The sequence below is a fragment of the Paenibacillus sp. MB22_1 genome (assembly GCF_047200555.1).
Classification (GTDB): domain Bacteria; phylum Bacillota; class Bacilli; order Paenibacillales; family Paenibacillaceae; genus Fontibacillus; species Fontibacillus phoenicis.
The window spans coordinates 2537028-2554029 of sequence record NZ_JBLADV010000002.1 but is presented as its reverse complement, the minus strand read 5'-3'; the positions used below and the strand labels follow the sequence as shown (position 1 = coordinate 2554029).

The following is a 17002-nucleotide window of genomic DNA, read 5'->3' as shown; positions in this document are numbered from 1 at the left end:
TACTTTCGAAATTCAGGATAAAATAACTTTAAATTTAAGAGAGAGGGGCCAAACCGCCATGACTCGTAAAACGGTCCGTAACGTCACCGACTTGATCGGCGAGACTCCGGTCGTCAAATTAAACCGGCTCGTCTCACCGCAGGATGCGGACGTATACGTCAAGCTGGAGTTTGCCAATCCAAGCGGAAGCGTCAAGGACCGGGCGGCTGCCCACATGCTCAGGACGGCCGAACAAGCAGGTCTGCTCACTCCCGGCGCCACGATCATCGAGCCGACCAGCGGGAATACGGGCATTGGGCTGGCTATGAACGCCGCAGCCAAAGGGTATCGGATCATTCTGGTCATGCCGGACAACATGACGAAGGAACGGATTCGCCTGCTGCAGGCTTACGGAGCTGAAGTCGTGTTGACGCCTGCAGCGCAGCGGATGCCCGGTGCGATCGCCAAAGCCAAAGAACTGCTGGCCCAAATCCCCGGCAGCTTTATGCCGCAGCAGTTCCAGAACCCTGCGAATCCGGAAATTCACCGGCTTACCACCGGGCCGGAGATCGTGCAGCAAATGGAAGGCCGGCTCGACGGGTTTGTCGCAACGACTGGCACGGGCGGCACGATTACCGGGACCGGGGAATATTTGCGAAGTAAGATCCCAAACCTCCATATCACCGTTGTTGAGCCGCAAGGCTCGCCAGTGCTGTCCGGCGGAGAGCCGGGGCCGCACAAGCTGGTGGGAACCAGCCCCGGGTTTATCCCGCCGGTGCTGAATACCGCCATCTATGACGAGATCGTCCAAGTCAGCGATGAAGATGCACTGGAGACGACGCGGCGCTTGGCCGCTCGCGAGGGCATCTTAGTTGGGCCGTCGTCCGGAGCTTCGGTGTGGGCAGGAATCCAATTAGCCAGACGGTTAGGCCCTGGCAAACGCGTATTATGCATCGCACCGGATACCGGGGAGAGATACTTGAGCATGGGGATTTTTAACGAGCCGACAGGCGCCGAAGGTTAAACGAAAGAAGTAATCTACTATCCTACTCTATGGAAAAGAGGACTGATACCATGCCCCAAATGATCGGAGGCATCTCCCATATCGATAAGGACGAACTGCACGCCTTGCTTCAGGATCCCGCCAACGAAACGATCGTAATCGACGTGCGCGAGCCGTTTGAATACGAAGCCGGTCATATTCCCGGGATTCCATTAATCCCAATGGGTGAAATTCCGGACCGGCTGGATGAGCTCGATCCGAAGCAGGAATATGTGTTTGTGTGCCGCAGCGGTTCACGCAGCTACGAGGTAGCTCGTTACTTGCAGGCGCAGGGCTTTGAACGTGTTCACAATTTTCTGGGCGGGATGCTTGGTTGGGACCTTGAGGTCGAGTACGGATTCGACGAGGATGCAGCACGTTAACCGCAGAATCCAGCGGAACATCATCATCGAGCAATACAATAGGGACAGTCCCGAGAGAGCTTCCAAGCTCTACGAGGCTGTCCCTTTATTTTAGAATCAATGGACGAGTACGGCTCTTGGCGACCGGATAAATTCCACATCCTTTTCTGCTTCATGTGCCAGATCCGCCTCACTCGCATGTTTGACACTGTAAGCAACGAAAGCCGAAAGTCAGGACATCGTCAAACCACTTCTTCAGCAGAGGTGGGCAGCTATACCAATAAAATGGGAACTGGAACACAATCCGGTATCCTATGAAACCCGGTGACGCTCCAACCATCCTACCGCATAATCTACCAATTCCCGTTGGGGCATCAGCAGCGCGGTGGCCCCGGCTACTTGTCCCTGCTTCACCAACCCGGTGTCCCGCGCAAAGTCGGCGCCCAGCCGCTCAAAATCCTCTGAATCGTACTCCAGCTCGGTAAATTCTACCCAACGTCTTTCCCCATTCACCAGCAACGGCGCCTTGGCCGTGTAGGTCTGCTTCCCTGGATAGTTCGCCCGGCACTCCGCCAAATGGATCGACGTATTGTTCTCGTGCCCTACTCCAAGCAGCAAAACCTCTCCGCGCAGCTCGTAAATCCGCGCGAGCGGCGAGCGCTCACCCAGCCCGAACTCCAAGCCGTGATCTGCCGTGATCTTCAGGGCCTCTCGGCCTCTGGCTGCAAACGACACCTGCGGATGACCGCTGCGAATCGTGCCCTTCTGCCGGCGAAACGTGTCTGGGATGACGCCCATATACCATAGCGGGGTCAGGTCAGGATCGTAGGCCGGCATCTGCTCGCGAATCGTATCCCACCACGCCTGAGGCACCGGCGGATTCTGCCAGCGGGCCGGATCCCCAAGGTCGCTCGAATGGGTTGGCATCACCAAGGTGCCTTGCTCGCCCAGCGCCGCCTCCAAAGCAAGGACGACCGCCGCAGGACCGCCGCACACCCACTTTCCTAACGCTTTAAACGAGGAATGGACGAGCAGCGTAACTCCTTCCTTCACGCCTAGAGCCCTCAAATCCGCCTGCATCGTCTCCACCGTGTACAATTCCCCTTGAATTTCCTCCATCATGTTTCATCTCTCCTATATTGCTCTACTCAGCGAACGACGACGGCAAGCCGTCCAGGCTGACGGGCTGCCGTTTCGTTCGCGCTGCCTGTCAAATCCAAGTAAGCAACCTCGTTAGGCAACAGAATCCGAAGCGCATCTTCCCCTTTGGGCGACAGATTAACATGCCCCTCGGCACTTAGCGGTGCTGAGACCACAAAAAAGAGATGCTGCCGGCGAATAAAACGCTTCATGCTCCGGCAACAACGAATCAAACATTTTCCCCATTGTGATCCCTCCATCAGGACTCTTGTGTATATCCAAACCAGCTTGCAGCTCATATTGAATGAGATGGGCTGGTTTCGCAGCTCTCGTCGACATCGGGACGATCCCGCGTCCACGGGGCAATCAGCCGACACGCGAATAAAGGTATTTTAGTAGCTCACGGCTCCCAGCCTCCTTCGGTTTTTCCTTATTATACCTGAAGGATTAAATTTAAAGAATATCACCGGTTCCAGGAGCTTCAAAACCAAAAAAAATCCGGCGGTACACACACCGCCGGGACAATGACTAGGAGTTTTACGCCGGGTTATGTTGTTGCCCTGCCTTGTTCTTGGCCAGCTTCAAGTAACCCTGCACGTTCAGAATCTCGCTATTCTCTTCAAACCGCAAACGCATCGGGCCAGCCGCTTCGATCAGTTACGATTTCAGCGCTGCCGCGCCGCCGCCAAGCACGTAGAAGCATTCGATATCGGGGTATTTCTTCCACCGCTTGCGGATCAGATCGACCAGCTTCTGGGCCGCCCGGCTAAAATACATGTCAACAATTGGCCGGATGTCCGCTTGTCCTTCCCCTACTCTTTGGATGATGAACTCACGGTTGCGGATGCGCCCGATCAGCTTCGTACGGCTCGGGAAGCGATAACCGAACTGATCCTCAACATCGCGGATAATCGAATCCAGATATGTAGCGAGGCCAAACTGCTCACCGGTACTGAACTGATTATCGATATTCATCCGCTTCACCACCGGGAAATCGGTGGTCAAGGCGCCGATCTCGCAAATCCCGATGCAGCCGTTATGCAGTTCTTCGTTCCGTACTTGTAGCGTATCGTTTGTGGCCAAATGGAACAGGGCAGCCGCCCCCTCGACCGAAACGATCGTACGGCGGATGTTAATGCGCACCGTACGCCCGCGCAGCTCCGGCGTGGACAGGAACGTCACTTCGTGCTCCCCGGTTAACCGCTCCTCGAACGCTTTGTGAAAGGCCACATAAGTGCGTACCGGCAACCCGGTACCAAGAATGTATTCCACCTCTTCGATCCCGGTTCCCGTGGTCGGATAGGTTTGTCCGGCAAGGGCCGCATAGGCTAACGCCGTCAGCGCCACGACCAGAGACTGATCGCTGGTCGCTTTGTTGTCCGTTTCCTCCAGTTCGGAGTTGTCCTGGTCCTCCATCGCTAATAGGCCTACGAAATACCGCTGGTTATTTCTCTTTAATTTAGGGCTATAGACTCGAACATCCAGCGCCTTCAGCGGAGAGTCCTCTTCTTGCAGCACATGTCTATCATATCCGGGAGAAACGATACTCGGAATAATGATCGGTCGTTGCGAACCGTCAACTACTACCTTAACGCTGTCATTGCCAACGTCGATTCCGGCAATTCTGATCATAATTACCTCCTCACATCTAGGAAATAAGACATTTCCAATCATTTCTCATTTCGCTTCCCTTCGACAAATTCCTGCTTTACCCGTGAAAATAGTTACAAAATTTTTTTAAATGAAAAAGGGATTTGCCACAATTTGCCGAAATAGTTGTATTGGCATTAGAAAGATATGATCTTGGTCCTACATAATGACAGGCTCAACTCAAGATGATCAGGAGGAAGAAATGAAGTTTCGATTCAAAAAAAACGTGAACCGGCGCTACACACTGCTCATTGTACCGGAAGGTACCAGCCCCGTGTTCCGTTTAAAATTTCGCTTTTTCTACTTATTGGCCATTCTGGTCGCTGCAGCTGCGCTGCTCACTTCGGTATTGGTCCTATATGCGATGAACCGCACCCACACGAACCGGATTGGGACGCTTGAAGCCCAGCTGTCGGATTCGTCGAACCAGTTCAGGAACACCGTCGTCAACAAGGAGCAGGAGATTGACCGGCTGTTAAATGAGCTGATGGAACTGTCGGAAAAATCGAAAACGATCGAATCGAAAATGAGCGAACTGGAGCAATTGGAAGCCGAGCTTCAATCGCTAACGAACGGTGGGGCCGGCAAAGCGAAGGACAAAACAGCAGCCGCTACCAGCACTCCGGCGAAGGCCTCCCTCGCTGACGAAGGCGGAGTTGGCGGAGAATCGATTCCGCTGACCGATCAGGACATCGCGAATTGGGTTCAGGAGACGAAGGAGAGCATTACTACCTCGCTGAAGGAGATGCCCGGTTTACAGCAGCGGCTGGAGCAGACCAAAGTGGCCGTCGAGGAATACAAGGCGCTGATGGCGATCTTGCCAACCTATTGGCCTACAGATTCCACCCGGGTCACCTCCGATTACGGTGAACGGGAAGATCCATTTACCGGGCGGTTAACGAAGCATGCCGGAATGGATATCGGGGGGAGCATCGGCGACCCCATTTATGCTGCAGCCAACGGCAAGGTCATCGAAACCGGACGCACCAGCGCTCGCGGCAACTATGTCACGATTTCCCATCCCTCGGGATTGAAAACGAACTATATGCATTTGAGCAAAATTTTGACCAAGGTTGGCGCCACCGTCAAACAAGGCGAGATCATTGCGGAGCTAGGCTCCACCGGCCGCAGCACCGGACCCCATCTGCACTTTGAGGTCGTCAAGAACGGCAGTACGGTCGATCCGGCCAATTACCTTAGAAAACCCGGAGAGGAAGAGTGATCCATGAAATTAAGGAATAATGCAAAATCCGTGAAGCTGGACCCGAACACGACAGATACTTTGATCGGGGAAGGCAGCATTTTTGAAGGAAAAATCCGCTCGGACGCCGGCGTGCGCATCGAAGGGCAAATCACCGGCGACATCGAATGCGAAGGCGATGTGACGGTTGGGGAGAAGGGCGTGGTCCATTCTAATATTTTGGCCCGCAATATCATCATCGCCGGCACCGTCAACGGCAACGTTCATGCGAAAAACAAGCTATCGATCACATCCAAAGGCAAGCTGTTCGGGAACATGGTCGCCTCTTCCCTTTCCATTGAAGAAGGCAGCGTGTTTGAAGGGACCAGTAAAATGGGCGGAGCGGACAAGGTCGACAACGAGGCATTGAAAGAAACTGCGGCTGCAGTTGCTGCTTCCGACATAACCCCTCCTGCCAAAAATAACGCCAAGCAGGAAAACGACAACGTTTATAAAACCTGGTGATACCAGGAATCGAAATCGGGTAGGAGGCTACCCATTAATTGGGCAGCCGACCTCCCACACCACCGTACGTACCGTTCGGTATACGGCGGTTCCATTAGGAATGCGCAGTAACTTGTCGATAATAATCAGAAAAGAAAAGGAATCCGAGGTTCTTCAGCCTATTGTTACCGAGGGACTTCGAGAGGATTGGGCTATTGGAGATTCTCCAATAGCCCTTTCTTGTGTTTGCGTATTCCCACGCCTTCTGTTCATGAATTCCGAGCGATATAAGCCTTTCGAGTTTCGTCCTCACTCGTTTCCATTGCTTCCAGAAGACCATTCGGATACGCCTTCTCATCCATTTATCAGTGGTTTGGAGTAGTTGTTTCATGTCAGCAAGCTTGAAATAATTTACCCATCCCATGATGTAACGCCTAAGCTTCAGCGCCCGGTCGGTGTTGCCCATTCCGTTGCTTCTCGACGTTAGCTCTTTCACTTTAGCTTTCATCTTGGATACGGATTTGGGATGGATTCTGACCCGCGTTTCCCCTTTGCTCTGGTAGAATGAGAAGCCAAGAAATTTAACTTTTGTCGCATCGTCCACAATCGTTTTCTCCCGGTTTACCTTGAGAAACAACTTCTTCTCGATGTAAGGGAGAATTTTCGTCAGGGTACGCTCCGCACTCCTCCTGCTCCGGCAGAATATGAGCATATCGTCTGCGTATCGCACGAATCGATGTCCTCTTGCTTCCAGTTCCTTGTCCAATTCATTCAGCATGATATTGCTGAGAATCGGACTTAGGTTCCCTCCCTGCGGTACGCCGATTTCCGCCCGGAGATACTTATGGATGAGCGAGATCACTCGTCCGTCTTTGATCGTTCTTGAAAGCACCTCGATGAGCTTGCTTTGGTTGACGGTGTCAAAGTATTTCTCCAAGTCCATATCTACCACGTAACGATATCCCTCTTGCACGTATTGTTGGCTTCGTTTCATCGCGTGGTGTGCGCTCCGTTTGGGTCGGAATCCGTAGCTGTTGTCTGAAAACTGCCTCTCATAAATTGGCGTAAGCACTTGGGCGATTGCCTGCTGGATGACTCGGTCAACCACTGTTGGAATGCCAAGGTTTCTCTTCTTTCCGTTCTCTTTGGGAATCTCTACCCTTCGAACGGGATTCGGGCGGTACTTGCCGCCCAAGATCAGTTGCTTGATGGTCTCGCCGTTGTCTCTGAGATATTGTAGAAGTTCTTCTACTCCCATCCCGTCGATTCCGTGCGATCCCTTGTTCGCTTTGACTCTCTTGAATGCTTCGTTCAAGTTGTCCCTGCTAACGATTTTCTCAAGCAACCGGTCCTTCGACTCGGTTGCGTTGGTGTCGTCGGTTTCGGTTATCCTCGCAGGACTGTGCACTCCCGCATATCCTTCGTGTTCCGCACTATTCTTTTGCAGAGAGTCTTCCGTTGGAAGTTGGCTGCCCTTGGCTCCTGTTTCGGTAACTTTCATTGACTTCACCTCCTAAGGTTCAGCCCTTCCCTCGAACCGTCGACTGTTCGCGGTACTATGGCGTCTGCTGACTTCTCATGATAAATCTTGTTTCAACCGTGATTCGAAGTGCATCTCCTCACGTCCATGAGACCTCCCACGGTAAGACGATTCACTTTCCTTCCATATACCCACATCATTTACATTGGTACGTCCGTGTAGTTAATTGGACTTCGTCTTGTTTAGCAGACTCATCCCGTATCCTATGCCTGATGATGTTCGTGTTCCTTGGGCCGGAAGTTTGCCTCCAGCTTCCTTTGGATTCCACCTCGCGGTGGACACCCTTGCTCTTGGCTAGTGGTTGGTAACTACAAACCCCCACAGTGGACTTTCACCACCTAGTTAATCGCCATGCGTGGCACACTAAGAAAAAAGGCCGGACAGTTTGTCCGGCCTTTTGTTTTGGGCGATGGGCCCGATTTGAACCTTAACCCTGGCCGACAGACCAGCCCTCCAGCGAAAGGGAAGGCTCGGCTTTCAGCTCCAGGTCGGAAAATTCACCGCTGCGCCATTTCAAATAGGCGGCTGCGCCAATCATCGCGGCGTTGTCGGTGCAATACTTCAGCGAAGGAATCAACAAGGCGATGCCTTCGCGCTCACAGCGCTCGGTCAACGCCGCGCGCAGCCCGCGATTGGCAGCGACGCCCCCGCAAAGCAACAGCTGGCGGGAGCCGGTTGCCTTGACGGCGCGGACCGCTTTTTCCACCAGCACTTCGATCACCGACTCTTGGAATCCGCGGGCAATCGCCGCTTGGTAGCCGTCCTCGCCGCGCATCTTGTGCTGGTTCACCGCGTTTAGTACAGCCGATTTGAGTCCGCTTAAGCTGAAGTCGTAAGAGTCCGGCTCCAGCCAAGCCCGAGGCAGCTCCTCTGCTTCCTCCGCCTCTGCAGCGAGCTTGTCCACGAAGGGGCCTCCGGGATAGGGGAAGCCCAACGCCCGGGCCACCTTGTCATAAGCCTCGCCAACGGCATCATCGCGCGTCCGTCCGAGCAGGCGGAAGCTTCCTTCCCGCTCCATCAGCACCAGCTCCGTATGACCGCCCGAGACAACCAGCGCCATGGACGGATACAACATCTCCGCCTCCAAGCGATTGGCGTAGATGTGACCGGCGATATGATGAACGCCAATCAGCGGCTTGTCCAATGCGAAAGCAAGGCTCTTGGCCGCCATAATGCCGACGAGCAGCGCGCCAACCAAGCCGGGCCCTTCCGTCACGGCGATCGCTGACAGCGATTCCGGCGCAATTCCCGCCTCCTGCACCGCTTCCTCCAGCATCCGCGTAATGCTCTCGACATGCTTGCGCGAAGCGACCTCCGGCACCACGCCGCCAAACGCCCGGTGCGTTTCGATCTGGCTGGCGATGAGGTTGGACAGAACCTCCGTCCCGTTCTTCACCACGGCGGCCGAGGTTTCGTCACAACTCGTTTCCACCGCCAAAATATACACATCTTGCTCTTGCTTTACCACGAACCTTCGCTTCCTTCCCCGGTTTCCGACTGCGACCTTGGCAGCTCGCACCACATTATGATTGCATCTTCATGATTATCGGAATAATACCCTTTTCGCACGCCTGCCGGGGTAAAGCCCATTTTCTCATAAAGCGTGCGGGCAACGATATTGGACACCCGCACCTCCAGCGTCATCCGGACCATCCCCAGCTCAATGGCCCAGTCCATCATCCGACGCAGCAGCTTCTCCCCGAGATGACGGCCGCGATAAGCGGTACGAACAGCAATGTTCGTGACATGGGCCTCATCGAGGATCGTCCACATCCCGGCATACCCAATCGTTTCGCCGCGATATTCCATGATTTGATACCGTGCAAAATGGTTATGTGTTAACTCGTTGCGGAACGCTTCCTCACTCCACGGGAGCGTAAACGATTCATGCTCGATCACCATGACGGCCGGCAGATCCGCCAGCGTCATGTTGCGAAATACGATATCTTGTTCCAGCTTCGCCGCCCCCTCGCCTTAAGCGTTCCGCAGCCGTTTGGCTTCGGCTTCGGCCAGCTGCGTATAGTTCGGCTCCAGCGCATGTACGTCGTCCGCCGGCAGCGCGGTGCGCGCCACGCCGGCGATGCCGACCCATGCGCCCTCCAGCTCGTAGGGCACGAGCTGGACGAGCTCGCCGAAGGCGGCGATCAGCGGCGCGATCGCCGCCTCATGCTTCTCGGTCTCGCCCACGAACCAGAGGCGGGCCGGCCGTTCCTCTGCGGGCAGCTGCTCCAGCTGCCGCTTCAGCTCGTCGGCCCACCCGTCCATGAGCCGGATCGCGTCGGGTTCGAGACGCTCCGGCAGACCGCCCGGCGCTGGTGCAGCGAACAGCGCCGAATAGGCCTGGCCGCGCCGCGCGTCGATCAGCGGCGCGATCCAGTGGCTGCCGGCGGCGGTGGGGGCGGATTCGCCCCCGGCATCGCCGCCGGCAGCCAGCGCCGGCCGTGCTGGGCCGGCCGGCGCGCCCCGCCGCGCGGCGAGCTCGCCCAGCGCGGCGTCTTGCCCGCTGGCGCTGGCCCAACCGCCCAGCGCCAAGGCGGCCAGGCTCGAGACGCCGTAGACCGGCAGCCGTAACGACCACGCCAAGGTTTTGGCGGTCGTGACGGCAATCCGGATCCCGGTGTAGGAGCCTGGCCCCACCCCGACGGCGATCCCGTCCAGATCCTGCTTGGCGAGCCCCGCCGCCTTCAGGCAATCTCCGATCGCCGTGACCAAATATGCCGAATGGTTCCGTTCGGCATGGATCGTTCGCTCGGCCAGCACGCGGCCGCCCTCCATCACCGCCACCGCCAGCGAAGAAGTGGCGGTGTCCAACGCTAACAGCCGCTGCGATGGCCGTATATTTTCATGTTCGTTCATGGCTCGGATACTCCAATCTCTTTCAGGGCTGGCCCCCATTGCTCATAGGTTGCCCCCTGCACGTTGATATGCATACGCCGCCCCGTGGCCGACACCGTCTCGATGTACATCCGCAGCACGTCCTCCGGGAGCAGTTCCTCAATCAAGCTGGCCCACTCCACCAGCGTCACGCCATTGCCGTAGAAATACTCGTCCAGCCCCAGCTCATCCGCCTCATCCAGCGACAGCCGATAGACGTCCATATGATAAAAAGGCAGCCTGCCCTCATACTCCTTAATTAAAGTAAAGGTCGGACTGTTCACGGTGTCCTTCACGCCGAGGTGCTTCGCGAACAGCTGGGAAAACGCCGTTTTGCCCGCGCCAAGATCCCCGTCCAGGGCGATCACCGTTCCCGGCTGTGCCAGCTTCGCCAACGCCTCCGCCAGCCGCTCCGTCCCCTTCAGATCCTCGGCTTCGTATACCCACCGCGCTGAGGTGCTGCCATTGTTTTGATCCATGCTCACCTTAGCTTACCACCTTTATCACGTTCCAACGAAATCGCCATTCCTTCGAGCACCTAAGCTGCCTAAGCTGACCCAAGAGCTGCCCCAAGCTCACCCCAGCTCCGCTAACGGACCGAGATGACCTTAACCACTGATTTCCCGGACATTTCCCGTGTTAACGGACTCAGGAGACGTTATTCCAACGTTTTGGAAGAATAAGCAGCCCAAATCCGGTAAATAAGGTCTTTCTTGTCCGTTAAATTCCAGAATTCCGTCCTGCAGGCAAATAGCGTCATTGGTGTCCGTTACAGTTCATGTCTCAAATCCTTGCTAGGCCTGTCCTCATTATATCGGTCCGCCGCACCCCCCGCAACCGCAGAGCACCGGAACGAAAGATTCACTAACCCTGCGTAAATAGAAAATAGATTTCAAACCATACTACGGAATAACAGCAATTTCGTAAGCGAGGATTTGAAGGAAGCGCATAGAAAGGGGTTTACACCATGCATACCGTCTGGAAAGGAGCGATCAGCTTCGGGCTGGTCCATGTGCCGGTCAAAATGTTTTCGGCCACCGAAGACAAGGACATCTCCATGAAATACATTCATAAAGTGTGCGGCAGCCCGATTTCGTATGTACGGCGTTGTCCGGCGTGCGACGTTGACGTGAATTGGGAAGACATTTCGCGCGGTTACGAATACGAGAAGGGCAAGTACGTCCTTTTTGAAAAAGAGGAACTGGAGCAGCTGTCCGCCCACGCTGAAAAAACGATCAACATCATCGATTTCGTGGATTTGAAGGAGATTGATCCGATTTATTTTCAGAAGACGTATTATCTGGCGCCGGACCAAGCCGGAGGGAACGCCTATCAGCTGCTGCTTGAAGCGATGCGTGAAACAGGAAAAATCGGAATCGCCAAAATCGCCATCCGCTCCAAAAGCAGCTTGGCCGCCATCCGCGTAATGGAGGGATGCTTGGCCATCGAAACGATCTTTTATCCGGACGAGATCCGTCCGATCTCCCAAGTGCCTAACTTACCGGAGAACATTCAAGTGAACGACAAAGAGCTGACGATGGCAAAAATGCTGATCGAGCAGCTGTCCACCCCGTTTGAGCCGGAGAAATACACCGACGACTACCGCGAGGGGTTACTGCATCTGATCGAGCAAAAAGTGGCCGGCGAGGAAATCAGTCTGGCACCGGCCAAACCGGAGACCAACGTCATCGACCTGATGGCGGCGCTGCAGGCAAGCATCGAGGCGGTGAGGCCGGTCGCGACCGATCCGGGTCCCGCCGCCGCTGCTCCGGCAAAGCGCACACGCAAGCCGGCCGCCAAAAAAGCAAAGACCGAGCCGGAAACCAAGCCTGCCGCAGGAAAGGCCAAAAAGGCCGGCACAGACAACGAAACCGTAACGCCAACCGTGGCGGTGAAGCCGAAGCCCAAACGCCGCACCACCACCAAGCCGGAGGCGAAATAGACCGAAGGCCGTCACCGTCACCACCTGTTGGTTCACCGGCCAGACGCTACATGCTTTGCTCCATATTACAAGCCTCGGGCGGGACATTCGCCCACCCTTGGATGATCGGGTGGCGCATCGTGCCGCCGGGCGTCCACTCCATGAACTGCACCTTTACAGTCAGGGCCGGCTGAATCCAGACGGCCCCTTCGATGCGTTCAGGGACGTTGGCAAACGGACGGTCCGGGATGATCAGCGGCTTCACGTTTTCGGTCAGGTCGCGCCAGTCCGCCACCTTCCATTTGCCACTGCCGGCATGGCCGATGTAGATAAACCGACCCTCCGGGTCGTACAAGCCCAGTAAAATGGCGTTCACCCCACCATCGCGATATGTCACCCCGCCGATGGCGGCATACAGGTCGCGGGCCAGCTTCTTCTTAACCCAGCGGGCATCCTTGCCTCCAAACGCATAGGTGCTGTCGAGCCGCTTCGAGACAATCCCTTCCCAGCCCCGTTGCTTCATCAAGTCGAATAACAGTTCTCCGTCCGCCACATTGGGGACAATCTGCACCCGCTCGGAGGGGATCACCAGCTCCTGCAACAGCTGCTGGCGATTCGCTAACGGCTCTCCGTTCACCCACTTGCCATCATAGTGCAAGATGTCAAAGATCATATAGATCGCAGGAATCCGCTGGGCTGCAAAGCGAATTTCCTGCTCCCGCCGCAAGCTGTCCCGCCGCATAATCTCGTGAAACGACGGCTTGCCGCCCGAGAGGGCAATCATCTCGCCGTCAAGAATCACCGAATGCGCCCGGCAAAACTCATGCGTATCGAGAAACTCCGGGTACTGCAAACTACGATCGTTGCCCTTGCGGTTAATCAGCTTGACCTCGCGGCCGTCATGATAAGTTAACATCCGCACCCCGTCCCACTTGACCTGGGCCACCCATTCTTCGCCTTGCGGAATCGTATCGCTGCGAATCGGTTCAAACGGTGTGATCGGTTTCCATTCCATGCGGCGCTCTCCACCTCCCCAGCTCCAATGTGCACAATCCTTGTCTTTACCTTCTCCAACCCCGAACCTCCGCTTGTTCCCCAGTTTGCCCCTGCCTCTCTTGAACCATTCCGGGCGTTAGTTCGCTCATAGTTTCCCCGTCCCCAGGCAAGCCTAGAACCAACAACCCTAAGCAGGGCGAACATCTTTCATCCGATTTTCATCCGATTTCAGCAAGGAGGAACCGTCATGCCCCGAACAATTAAAGGAACGATCACCGTCGAAGGTGAAGAGATTTCCGTCTCCAACCCGGATAAGCTGTTATGGCCCGAAGCCGGCATCACCAAGCGGATGTATTTGGAGAAGCTGGCCGAGCTGTCGCCTTACCTGCTGAAATATTGCCGCAACCGGCTGCTGACCACGATTCGTTATCCCGGCGGGATTCACGGCAAGTTTTTTTACCAGAAAAATGCCCCCGAACCGCTGCCGCCCTTCGTCCGCACCGCCGTTCACGAGAACATCAATTATGTCGTGCTTGACCGGCTGCCGGTGCTGCTGTGGCTCGGCAACCTGGCTTGCATCGAATTCCATCCGTCTCTGCATTATGCCGGAGAGGAGTTGCCGTGCGAATGGATGATTGACCTGGACCCCACGCTGGAGGACGAGCCGCGAATTATGGAGGCGGCCGCTTTGGTCGGGGAGATTTTGGCCTCGCTCGGCTTGCAATCCGTGCCGAAGACGTCCGGCGCTACCGGCGTGCAAATCATCGTGCCAATCGAATACGGCATCACCTTCGACGAGCTGCGGATGGTTGGACATTTCGTCGCCCGTTACGTCACCGAAAAACACCCCAACCTATTTACCATCGAACGGCTAAAAAAAGACCGCGGCGACAAAATCTACTTCGACTACTTGCAGCATTACGGCGGCAAGACGCTGGCCGCCCCCTATACCCCGCGCGCCCGGGCAGCCGCCAGCGTGTCGACCCCGCTGACCTGGGATGAGGTACGGCGGAACCCCAAGCCTGCGGATTTTAACCTGCTGAATATCGGTCAACGACTGAAGGAACGGGGAGATTTGCTCGAGACCATCCCTCCCCAGTCCCTCAAGCTGATCTTGCAGCATTTAAAATCCCCCGGCCGGTCTTAAACAAGGGAAGCCTTCGCTGCACAACGACAACGGCTGGCAACCTCCGCTACAGCAACGGCGACAACAGCCGCGCCAGCAGCTCAAGCAGCTTCTGCCCTTTCGGCCGCCGAGCGAATTCCTCAAACCGAATCGGGATCGAATCGGCCAGATCCTGCTTGAAGTCGCTCTCCAGCCGGGTGATCGTCCCCGGATCAAACAACAACGCCGTCATTTCAAAGTTATAAAAAAAGCTGCGCATATCCATGTTCGCCGTCCCCACCGAAGCGAGCAGGTCGTCGATGAGCATCACTTTGGCATGAATAAAGCCCTTCGTATATTGAAAGAACTTTACCCCGGCCCCCAGCAGCTCCTCCACGTAAGACAAGGAAGCCAGCTTCACCAAGCGGCTGTCCGGATGGTAAGGCATGATGATGTTCACTTCGACTCCGCTTAATGCCGCCGTTTTCAGTGCGGAATATACGCTGGGGTCGGGAATGAAATAGGGCGAAGCGATCCAGATCCGGCGCTTCGCCACCGCAATCGAATTAAAGCACATTTCATGAATCGGGTTACGCGGCAAATTCGGGCCGCTGGTCAGGATCTGCACTTGCTCCTGCCCAGGCCCTTCATGGGGCGGAAACAGAGCAGGGTCCCCGAGATCCTGACCCGAAGCCAGCAGCCAATCCTCCAGGAAGGTGAGCTGCAAATAATAAACCGAATCTCCTTCCAGCTGCAGATGCGTATCGCGCCAGTACCCCATTTTTTCATAAAGGCCTAAATAGTCGTCACCCACATTAAGTCCGCCCACGAACCCGAACTTTCCGTCCACCACGAGGATTTTGCGATGATTGCGGTAATTGACCCGGCGGTTCCGCACGGCAACCCGCGCTGGCAGAAAGAAGTAGACCTCCACCCCTGCAGCCCTCAGCCGCTCAATAAACGCATGCTCCAGCTTAAAGCTCCCCAGCCCATCGCAGATCATCCGGACCTTGACCCCTTCCTGGGCTTTCCGGACCATCACTTCTGCAAAGGCCGAGCCGATCATGTCGCTGCGGAAAATATAAAATTCAAGATGGATATGATCTCGCGCTTGCTCCATCCGCTCCAGCATGGCCCCAAACGCCGTTTCCCCGGCGGAATACACTTCCGTTTGGTTTCCGCCTGTGATCGGGTTTGCCGCATGATGCGTCAGCAGCTGATATAGCCGTTCCTGATGAAGCATTTCCGGGTTGCTCATCTCCTCCAAGCGAACCGGGCTTGCCAACTGGTCGCGCAGCAGCATCCGTAAGCTATGGAACGGGACGGGGCCCCGGTGCAGCAGTTTTTTGCGCTTCCTATAGTCCCGGGCCATGAAATAGTAGAGGACCGGACCCAAGGGAGGGCACAAAAACAAGATAAACAACCAGGCAACCGCCTTGGCGGGATTGCGGAATTCAAGCAGCAGGATCAGTGCGACGTGTACGATAAAAAGCAGTAAAATGCCAATCAGCCAGAGCATGCCTTCCACCCTCCCCTGCCATCATCATTAACCATCCGGGCTGCGGTTTATTCATGACAGATTTCGAAAATAACGGATCCCGCCGCACTTATATTAGACAGGACCTGTTTTTTTGACATGATTTAAGAATCATAGGAATAGATAAGTTATAGAACCAACGAAGCGTAGGGAGGGGATGCCATGAGGAGCGTAAGCGTACCGAATCCCAACCGGATGACGCTGCTTGTCCTTCGGGATGCCAGCCGGCCCGTCAAACAGATGCAAGTCTCCAAGCCGCTTGTCGTTGCCGTGCCTTTGCTGGCGCTGCTGTCCATTTCCGGGCTGATCGTCAGCCTGCAGGTTCATTCGGAACAGACCGTTTCCCGCCTGGAACATCAGCTGGAGCAGCAAACCCTAGCCTTTGAAGCGGTGGTGACCAACAAAGACGAAGCGATTCAGCGCTTGCAGAACGAAGTGATCTCTTTATCGAGCCAGTCCAAGGAAATGATGGACCGGATGGAGCGGGTAGCCGAGCTCGAAGCAGAGCTTCAGAAATTTATCGATAAATACGGAGAGGGGGATGCGAAGAATCTCGGCAAGCTGTCTTCGTTGTCCTGGGATGAGACGCTGGACGCTCTTGGGGACAGCGGGGTTGGCGGCGAGTTCATTGCCGTACATGACAACGAGATCGAGAGACTTGCAGCGAATACGCGAGACGAATTTGCCGCGATGAACGAAATGCTGGACGAGATGGAGAAGCACGTGCCGCTCACCTTGAAAAAAGCGAAGCAGACCCAATACTCCCTCTCCGGCACACCCTCGGAATGGCCCACGTTGTCCACGCGGCTAACCTCTAATTTTGGTTACCGCACCGATCCGTTTACCGGCCGAGCAGCTTTCCATGCGGGCATCGACATTGCCGGTAAAGTCGGGGACCCCGTGTATGCCGCGGCTGCAGGCAAGGTCGTTACCGCCACCAGGGACGGATCCCACGGCAAATACATCGTGATTGAGCACCCGGGCGGTCTGCAAACCTGGTACATGCATCTGAGCGACATCGATGTTTCCGTCGGGGATGAAGTGAAGAAAGGGGACAGCATCGGCAATCTGGGCAGCACCGGACGCAGTACCGGACCCCATTTGCATTTTGAGATCGTCAAGGGCGGCAAAGCCGTTGATCCGATGCCTTATTTGAAGTAATCCGCATGTGG

General features: G+C 55.6%; 16 protein-coding genes and 2 pseudogenes. 7 read left to right on the top strand and 11 right to left on the bottom strand.

Translation table 11 applies throughout. From position 1 onward, the window contains the following. Positions 1-58: 58 nt before the first annotated feature. Entirely contained in the window at positions 59-1003 is a 945-nt protein-coding gene (gene cysK / locus ACL02P_RS23355; protein ID WP_412838181.1) for a cysteine synthase A, read from the top strand. 50 nt (positions 1004-1053) lie between these two features. Beyond that, positions 1054-1404 (top strand): rhodanese-like domain-containing protein, encoded by a 351-nt coding sequence (locus ACL02P_RS23350; protein ID WP_036646112.1) that lies wholly within the window; start codon positions 1054-1056, stop codon positions 1402-1404. Between the two features lie 199 nt (positions 1405-1603). On the opposite strand, the pseudogene ACL02P_RS23345 reads toward ACL02P_RS23350, so the two are convergent. From ACL02P_RS23345 to ACL02P_RS23330, 4 genes and pseudogenes are all read right to left on the bottom strand, one after another. Next, a pseudogene (locus ACL02P_RS23345) lies at positions 1604-1690 on the bottom strand (NAD(P)H-dependent oxidoreductase); the annotation flags it as partial. 5 nt (positions 1691-1695) lie between these two features. Beyond that, positions 1696-2502: an aminoglycoside N(3)-acetyltransferase gene (locus ACL02P_RS23340; protein ID WP_036646140.1), complete on the bottom strand. Its 807-nt coding sequence runs from the start codon at positions 2500-2502 to the stop codon at positions 1696-1698. A 38-nt stretch (positions 2503-2540) separates the two neighbouring features. After that, positions 2541-2769, bottom strand: a pseudogene (locus ACL02P_RS23335) (pyridoxamine 5'-phosphate oxidase family protein); the annotation flags it as partial. Positions 2770-3180: 411 nt separating this feature from the next. After that, positions 3181-4155, bottom strand: coding sequence for a hypothetical protein (locus ACL02P_RS23330; RefSeq protein WP_412838180.1), 975 nt, complete (start codon positions 4153-4155; stop codon positions 3181-3183). A gap of 220 nt (positions 4156-4375) precedes the next feature. On the opposite strand from ACL02P_RS23330, the gene ACL02P_RS23325 reads away from it, so the two are divergent. Both ACL02P_RS23325 and ACL02P_RS23320 read left to right on the top strand, forming a co-directional pair. Continuing rightward, the gene (locus tag ACL02P_RS23325; protein WP_412838179.1) at positions 4376-5395 is read left to right on the top strand and encodes a M23 family metallopeptidase; all 1020 of its coding nucleotides are present in this window, start codon (positions 4376-4378) and stop codon (positions 5393-5395) included. A 3-nt stretch (positions 5396-5398) separates the two neighbouring features. After that, a complete protein-coding gene (locus ACL02P_RS23320; protein ID WP_412838178.1) occupies positions 5399-5878 on the top strand; it encodes a bactofilin family protein in 480 nt (159 codons plus the stop codon). Positions 5879-5972: 94 nt separating this feature from the next. Here the strand turns inward: ACL02P_RS23320 and ltrA are convergent, their stop codons facing one another. The 5 genes from ltrA to tsaE form a co-directional block, all read right to left on the bottom strand. Then, positions 5973-7358, bottom strand: coding sequence for a group II intron reverse transcriptase/maturase (ltrA, locus tag ACL02P_RS23315; RefSeq protein ID WP_412838177.1), 1386 nt, complete (start codon positions 7356-7358; stop codon positions 5973-5975). A 466-nt stretch (positions 7359-7824) separates the two neighbouring features. Next, entirely contained in the window at positions 7825-8865 is a 1041-nt protein-coding gene (gene tsaD / locus ACL02P_RS23310; protein ID WP_009226276.1) for a tRNA (adenosine(37)-N6)-threonylcarbamoyltransferase complex transferase subunit TsaD, read from the bottom strand. After that, complete coding sequence (gene rimI / locus ACL02P_RS23305; RefSeq protein WP_036646106.1) at positions 8859-9353, bottom strand: ribosomal protein S18-alanine N-acetyltransferase; 495 nt, start codon at positions 9351-9353, stop codon at positions 8859-8861. The genes tsaD and rimI overlap by 7 nt, the downstream gene beginning before the upstream one ends. 18 nt (positions 9354-9371) lie before the next feature. Further along, the gene (tsaB, locus tag ACL02P_RS23300; RefSeq protein ID WP_412838176.1) at positions 9372-10253 is read right to left on the bottom strand and encodes a tRNA (adenosine(37)-N6)-threonylcarbamoyltransferase complex dimerization subunit type 1 TsaB; all 882 of its coding nucleotides are present in this window, start codon (positions 10251-10253) and stop codon (positions 9372-9374) included. Further along, a complete protein-coding gene (gene tsaE, locus ACL02P_RS23295; RefSeq protein WP_260071596.1) occupies positions 10250-10750 on the bottom strand; it encodes a tRNA (adenosine(37)-N6)-threonylcarbamoyltransferase complex ATPase subunit type 1 TsaE in 501 nt (166 codons plus the stop codon). Before tsaE ends, tsaB begins: the two co-directional genes overlap by 4 nt. A 488-nt stretch (positions 10751-11238) precedes the next feature. Between tsaE and ACL02P_RS23290 the strand changes: the two genes are divergently transcribed. Beyond that, positions 11239-12213, top strand: coding sequence for a Ku protein (locus ACL02P_RS23290; RefSeq protein WP_009226271.1), 975 nt, complete (start codon positions 11239-11241; stop codon positions 12211-12213). Between the two features lie 46 nt (positions 12214-12259). Here ACL02P_RS23290 and ACL02P_RS23285 read toward each other — a convergent pair whose 3' ends face one another. After that, a complete protein-coding gene (locus ACL02P_RS23285) occupies positions 12260-13207 on the bottom strand; it encodes a DNA ligase (RefSeq protein WP_412838175.1) in 948 nt (315 codons plus the stop codon). Between the two features lie 228 nt (positions 13208-13435). On the opposite strand from ACL02P_RS23285, the gene ligD reads away from it, so the two are divergent. Continuing rightward, positions 13436-14335, top strand: a complete 900-nt coding sequence (gene ligD / locus ACL02P_RS23280) for a non-homologous end-joining DNA ligase (protein ID WP_009226269.1) — start codon at positions 13436-13438, stop codon at positions 14333-14335. 46 nt (positions 14336-14381) lie between these two features. Here ligD and cls read toward each other — a convergent pair whose 3' ends face one another. Then, positions 14382-15812 carry a cardiolipin synthase gene (gene cls / locus ACL02P_RS23275; RefSeq protein WP_260071587.1) on the bottom strand — a complete coding sequence of 477 codons (1431 nt, stop codon included), beginning with the start codon at positions 15810-15812 and terminating at the stop codon, positions 14382-14384. 180 nt (positions 15813-15992) lie between these two features. On the opposite strand from cls, the gene ACL02P_RS23270 reads away from it, so the two are divergent. Then, positions 15993-16991 carry a M23 family metallopeptidase gene (locus tag ACL02P_RS23270; protein ID WP_009226267.1) on the top strand — a complete coding sequence of 333 codons (999 nt, stop codon included), beginning with the start codon at positions 15993-15995 and terminating at the stop codon, positions 16989-16991. Positions 16992-17002 lie beyond the last annotated feature (11 nt).

Coding starts and splice junctions, on each gene's coding strand:
- ACL02P_RS23340 (WP_036646140.1), bottom strand. CDS start 2,502: ATGGAGGAAATTCAAGGGGAATTGTACACGGTGGAGACGATGCAGGCG.
- ltrA (WP_412838177.1), bottom strand. CDS start 7,358: ATGAAAGTTACCGAAACAGGAGCCAAGGGCAGCCAACTTCCAACGGAA.
- ligD (WP_009226269.1), top strand. CDS start 13,436: ATGCCCCGAACAATTAAAGGAACGATCACCGTCGAAGGTGAAGAGATT.
- cls (WP_260071587.1), bottom strand. CDS start 15,812: ATGCTCTGGCTGATTGGCATTTTACTGCTTTTTATCGTACACGTCGCA.
- cysK (WP_412838181.1), top strand. CDS start 59: ATGACTCGTAAAACGGTCCGTAACGTCACCGACTTGATCGGCGAGACT.
- ACL02P_RS23320 (WP_412838178.1), top strand. CDS start 5,399: ATGAAATTAAGGAATAATGCAAAATCCGTGAAGCTGGACCCGAACACG.
- ACL02P_RS23330 (WP_412838180.1), bottom strand. CDS start 4,155: ATGATCAGAATTGCCGGAATCGACGTTGGCAATGACAGCGTTAAGGTA.
- ACL02P_RS23290 (WP_009226271.1), top strand. CDS start 11,239: ATGCATACCGTCTGGAAAGGAGCGATCAGCTTCGGGCTGGTCCATGTG.
- ACL02P_RS23270 (WP_009226267.1), top strand. CDS start 15,993: ATGAGGAGCGTAAGCGTACCGAATCCCAACCGGATGACGCTGCTTGTC.
- ACL02P_RS23325 (WP_412838179.1), top strand. CDS start 4,376: ATGAAGTTTCGATTCAAAAAAAACGTGAACCGGCGCTACACACTGCTC.
- tsaE (WP_260071596.1), bottom strand. CDS start 10,750: ATGGATCAAAACAATGGCAGCACCTCAGCGCGGTGGGTATACGAAGCC.
- ACL02P_RS23350 (WP_036646112.1), top strand. CDS start 1,054: ATGCCCCAAATGATCGGAGGCATCTCCCATATCGATAAGGACGAACTG.
- ACL02P_RS23285 (WP_412838175.1), bottom strand. CDS start 13,207: ATGGAATGGAAACCGATCACACCGTTTGAACCGATTCGCAGCGATACG.
- tsaB (WP_412838176.1), bottom strand. CDS start 10,253: ATGAACGAACATGAAAATATACGGCCATCGCAGCGGCTGTTAGCGTTG.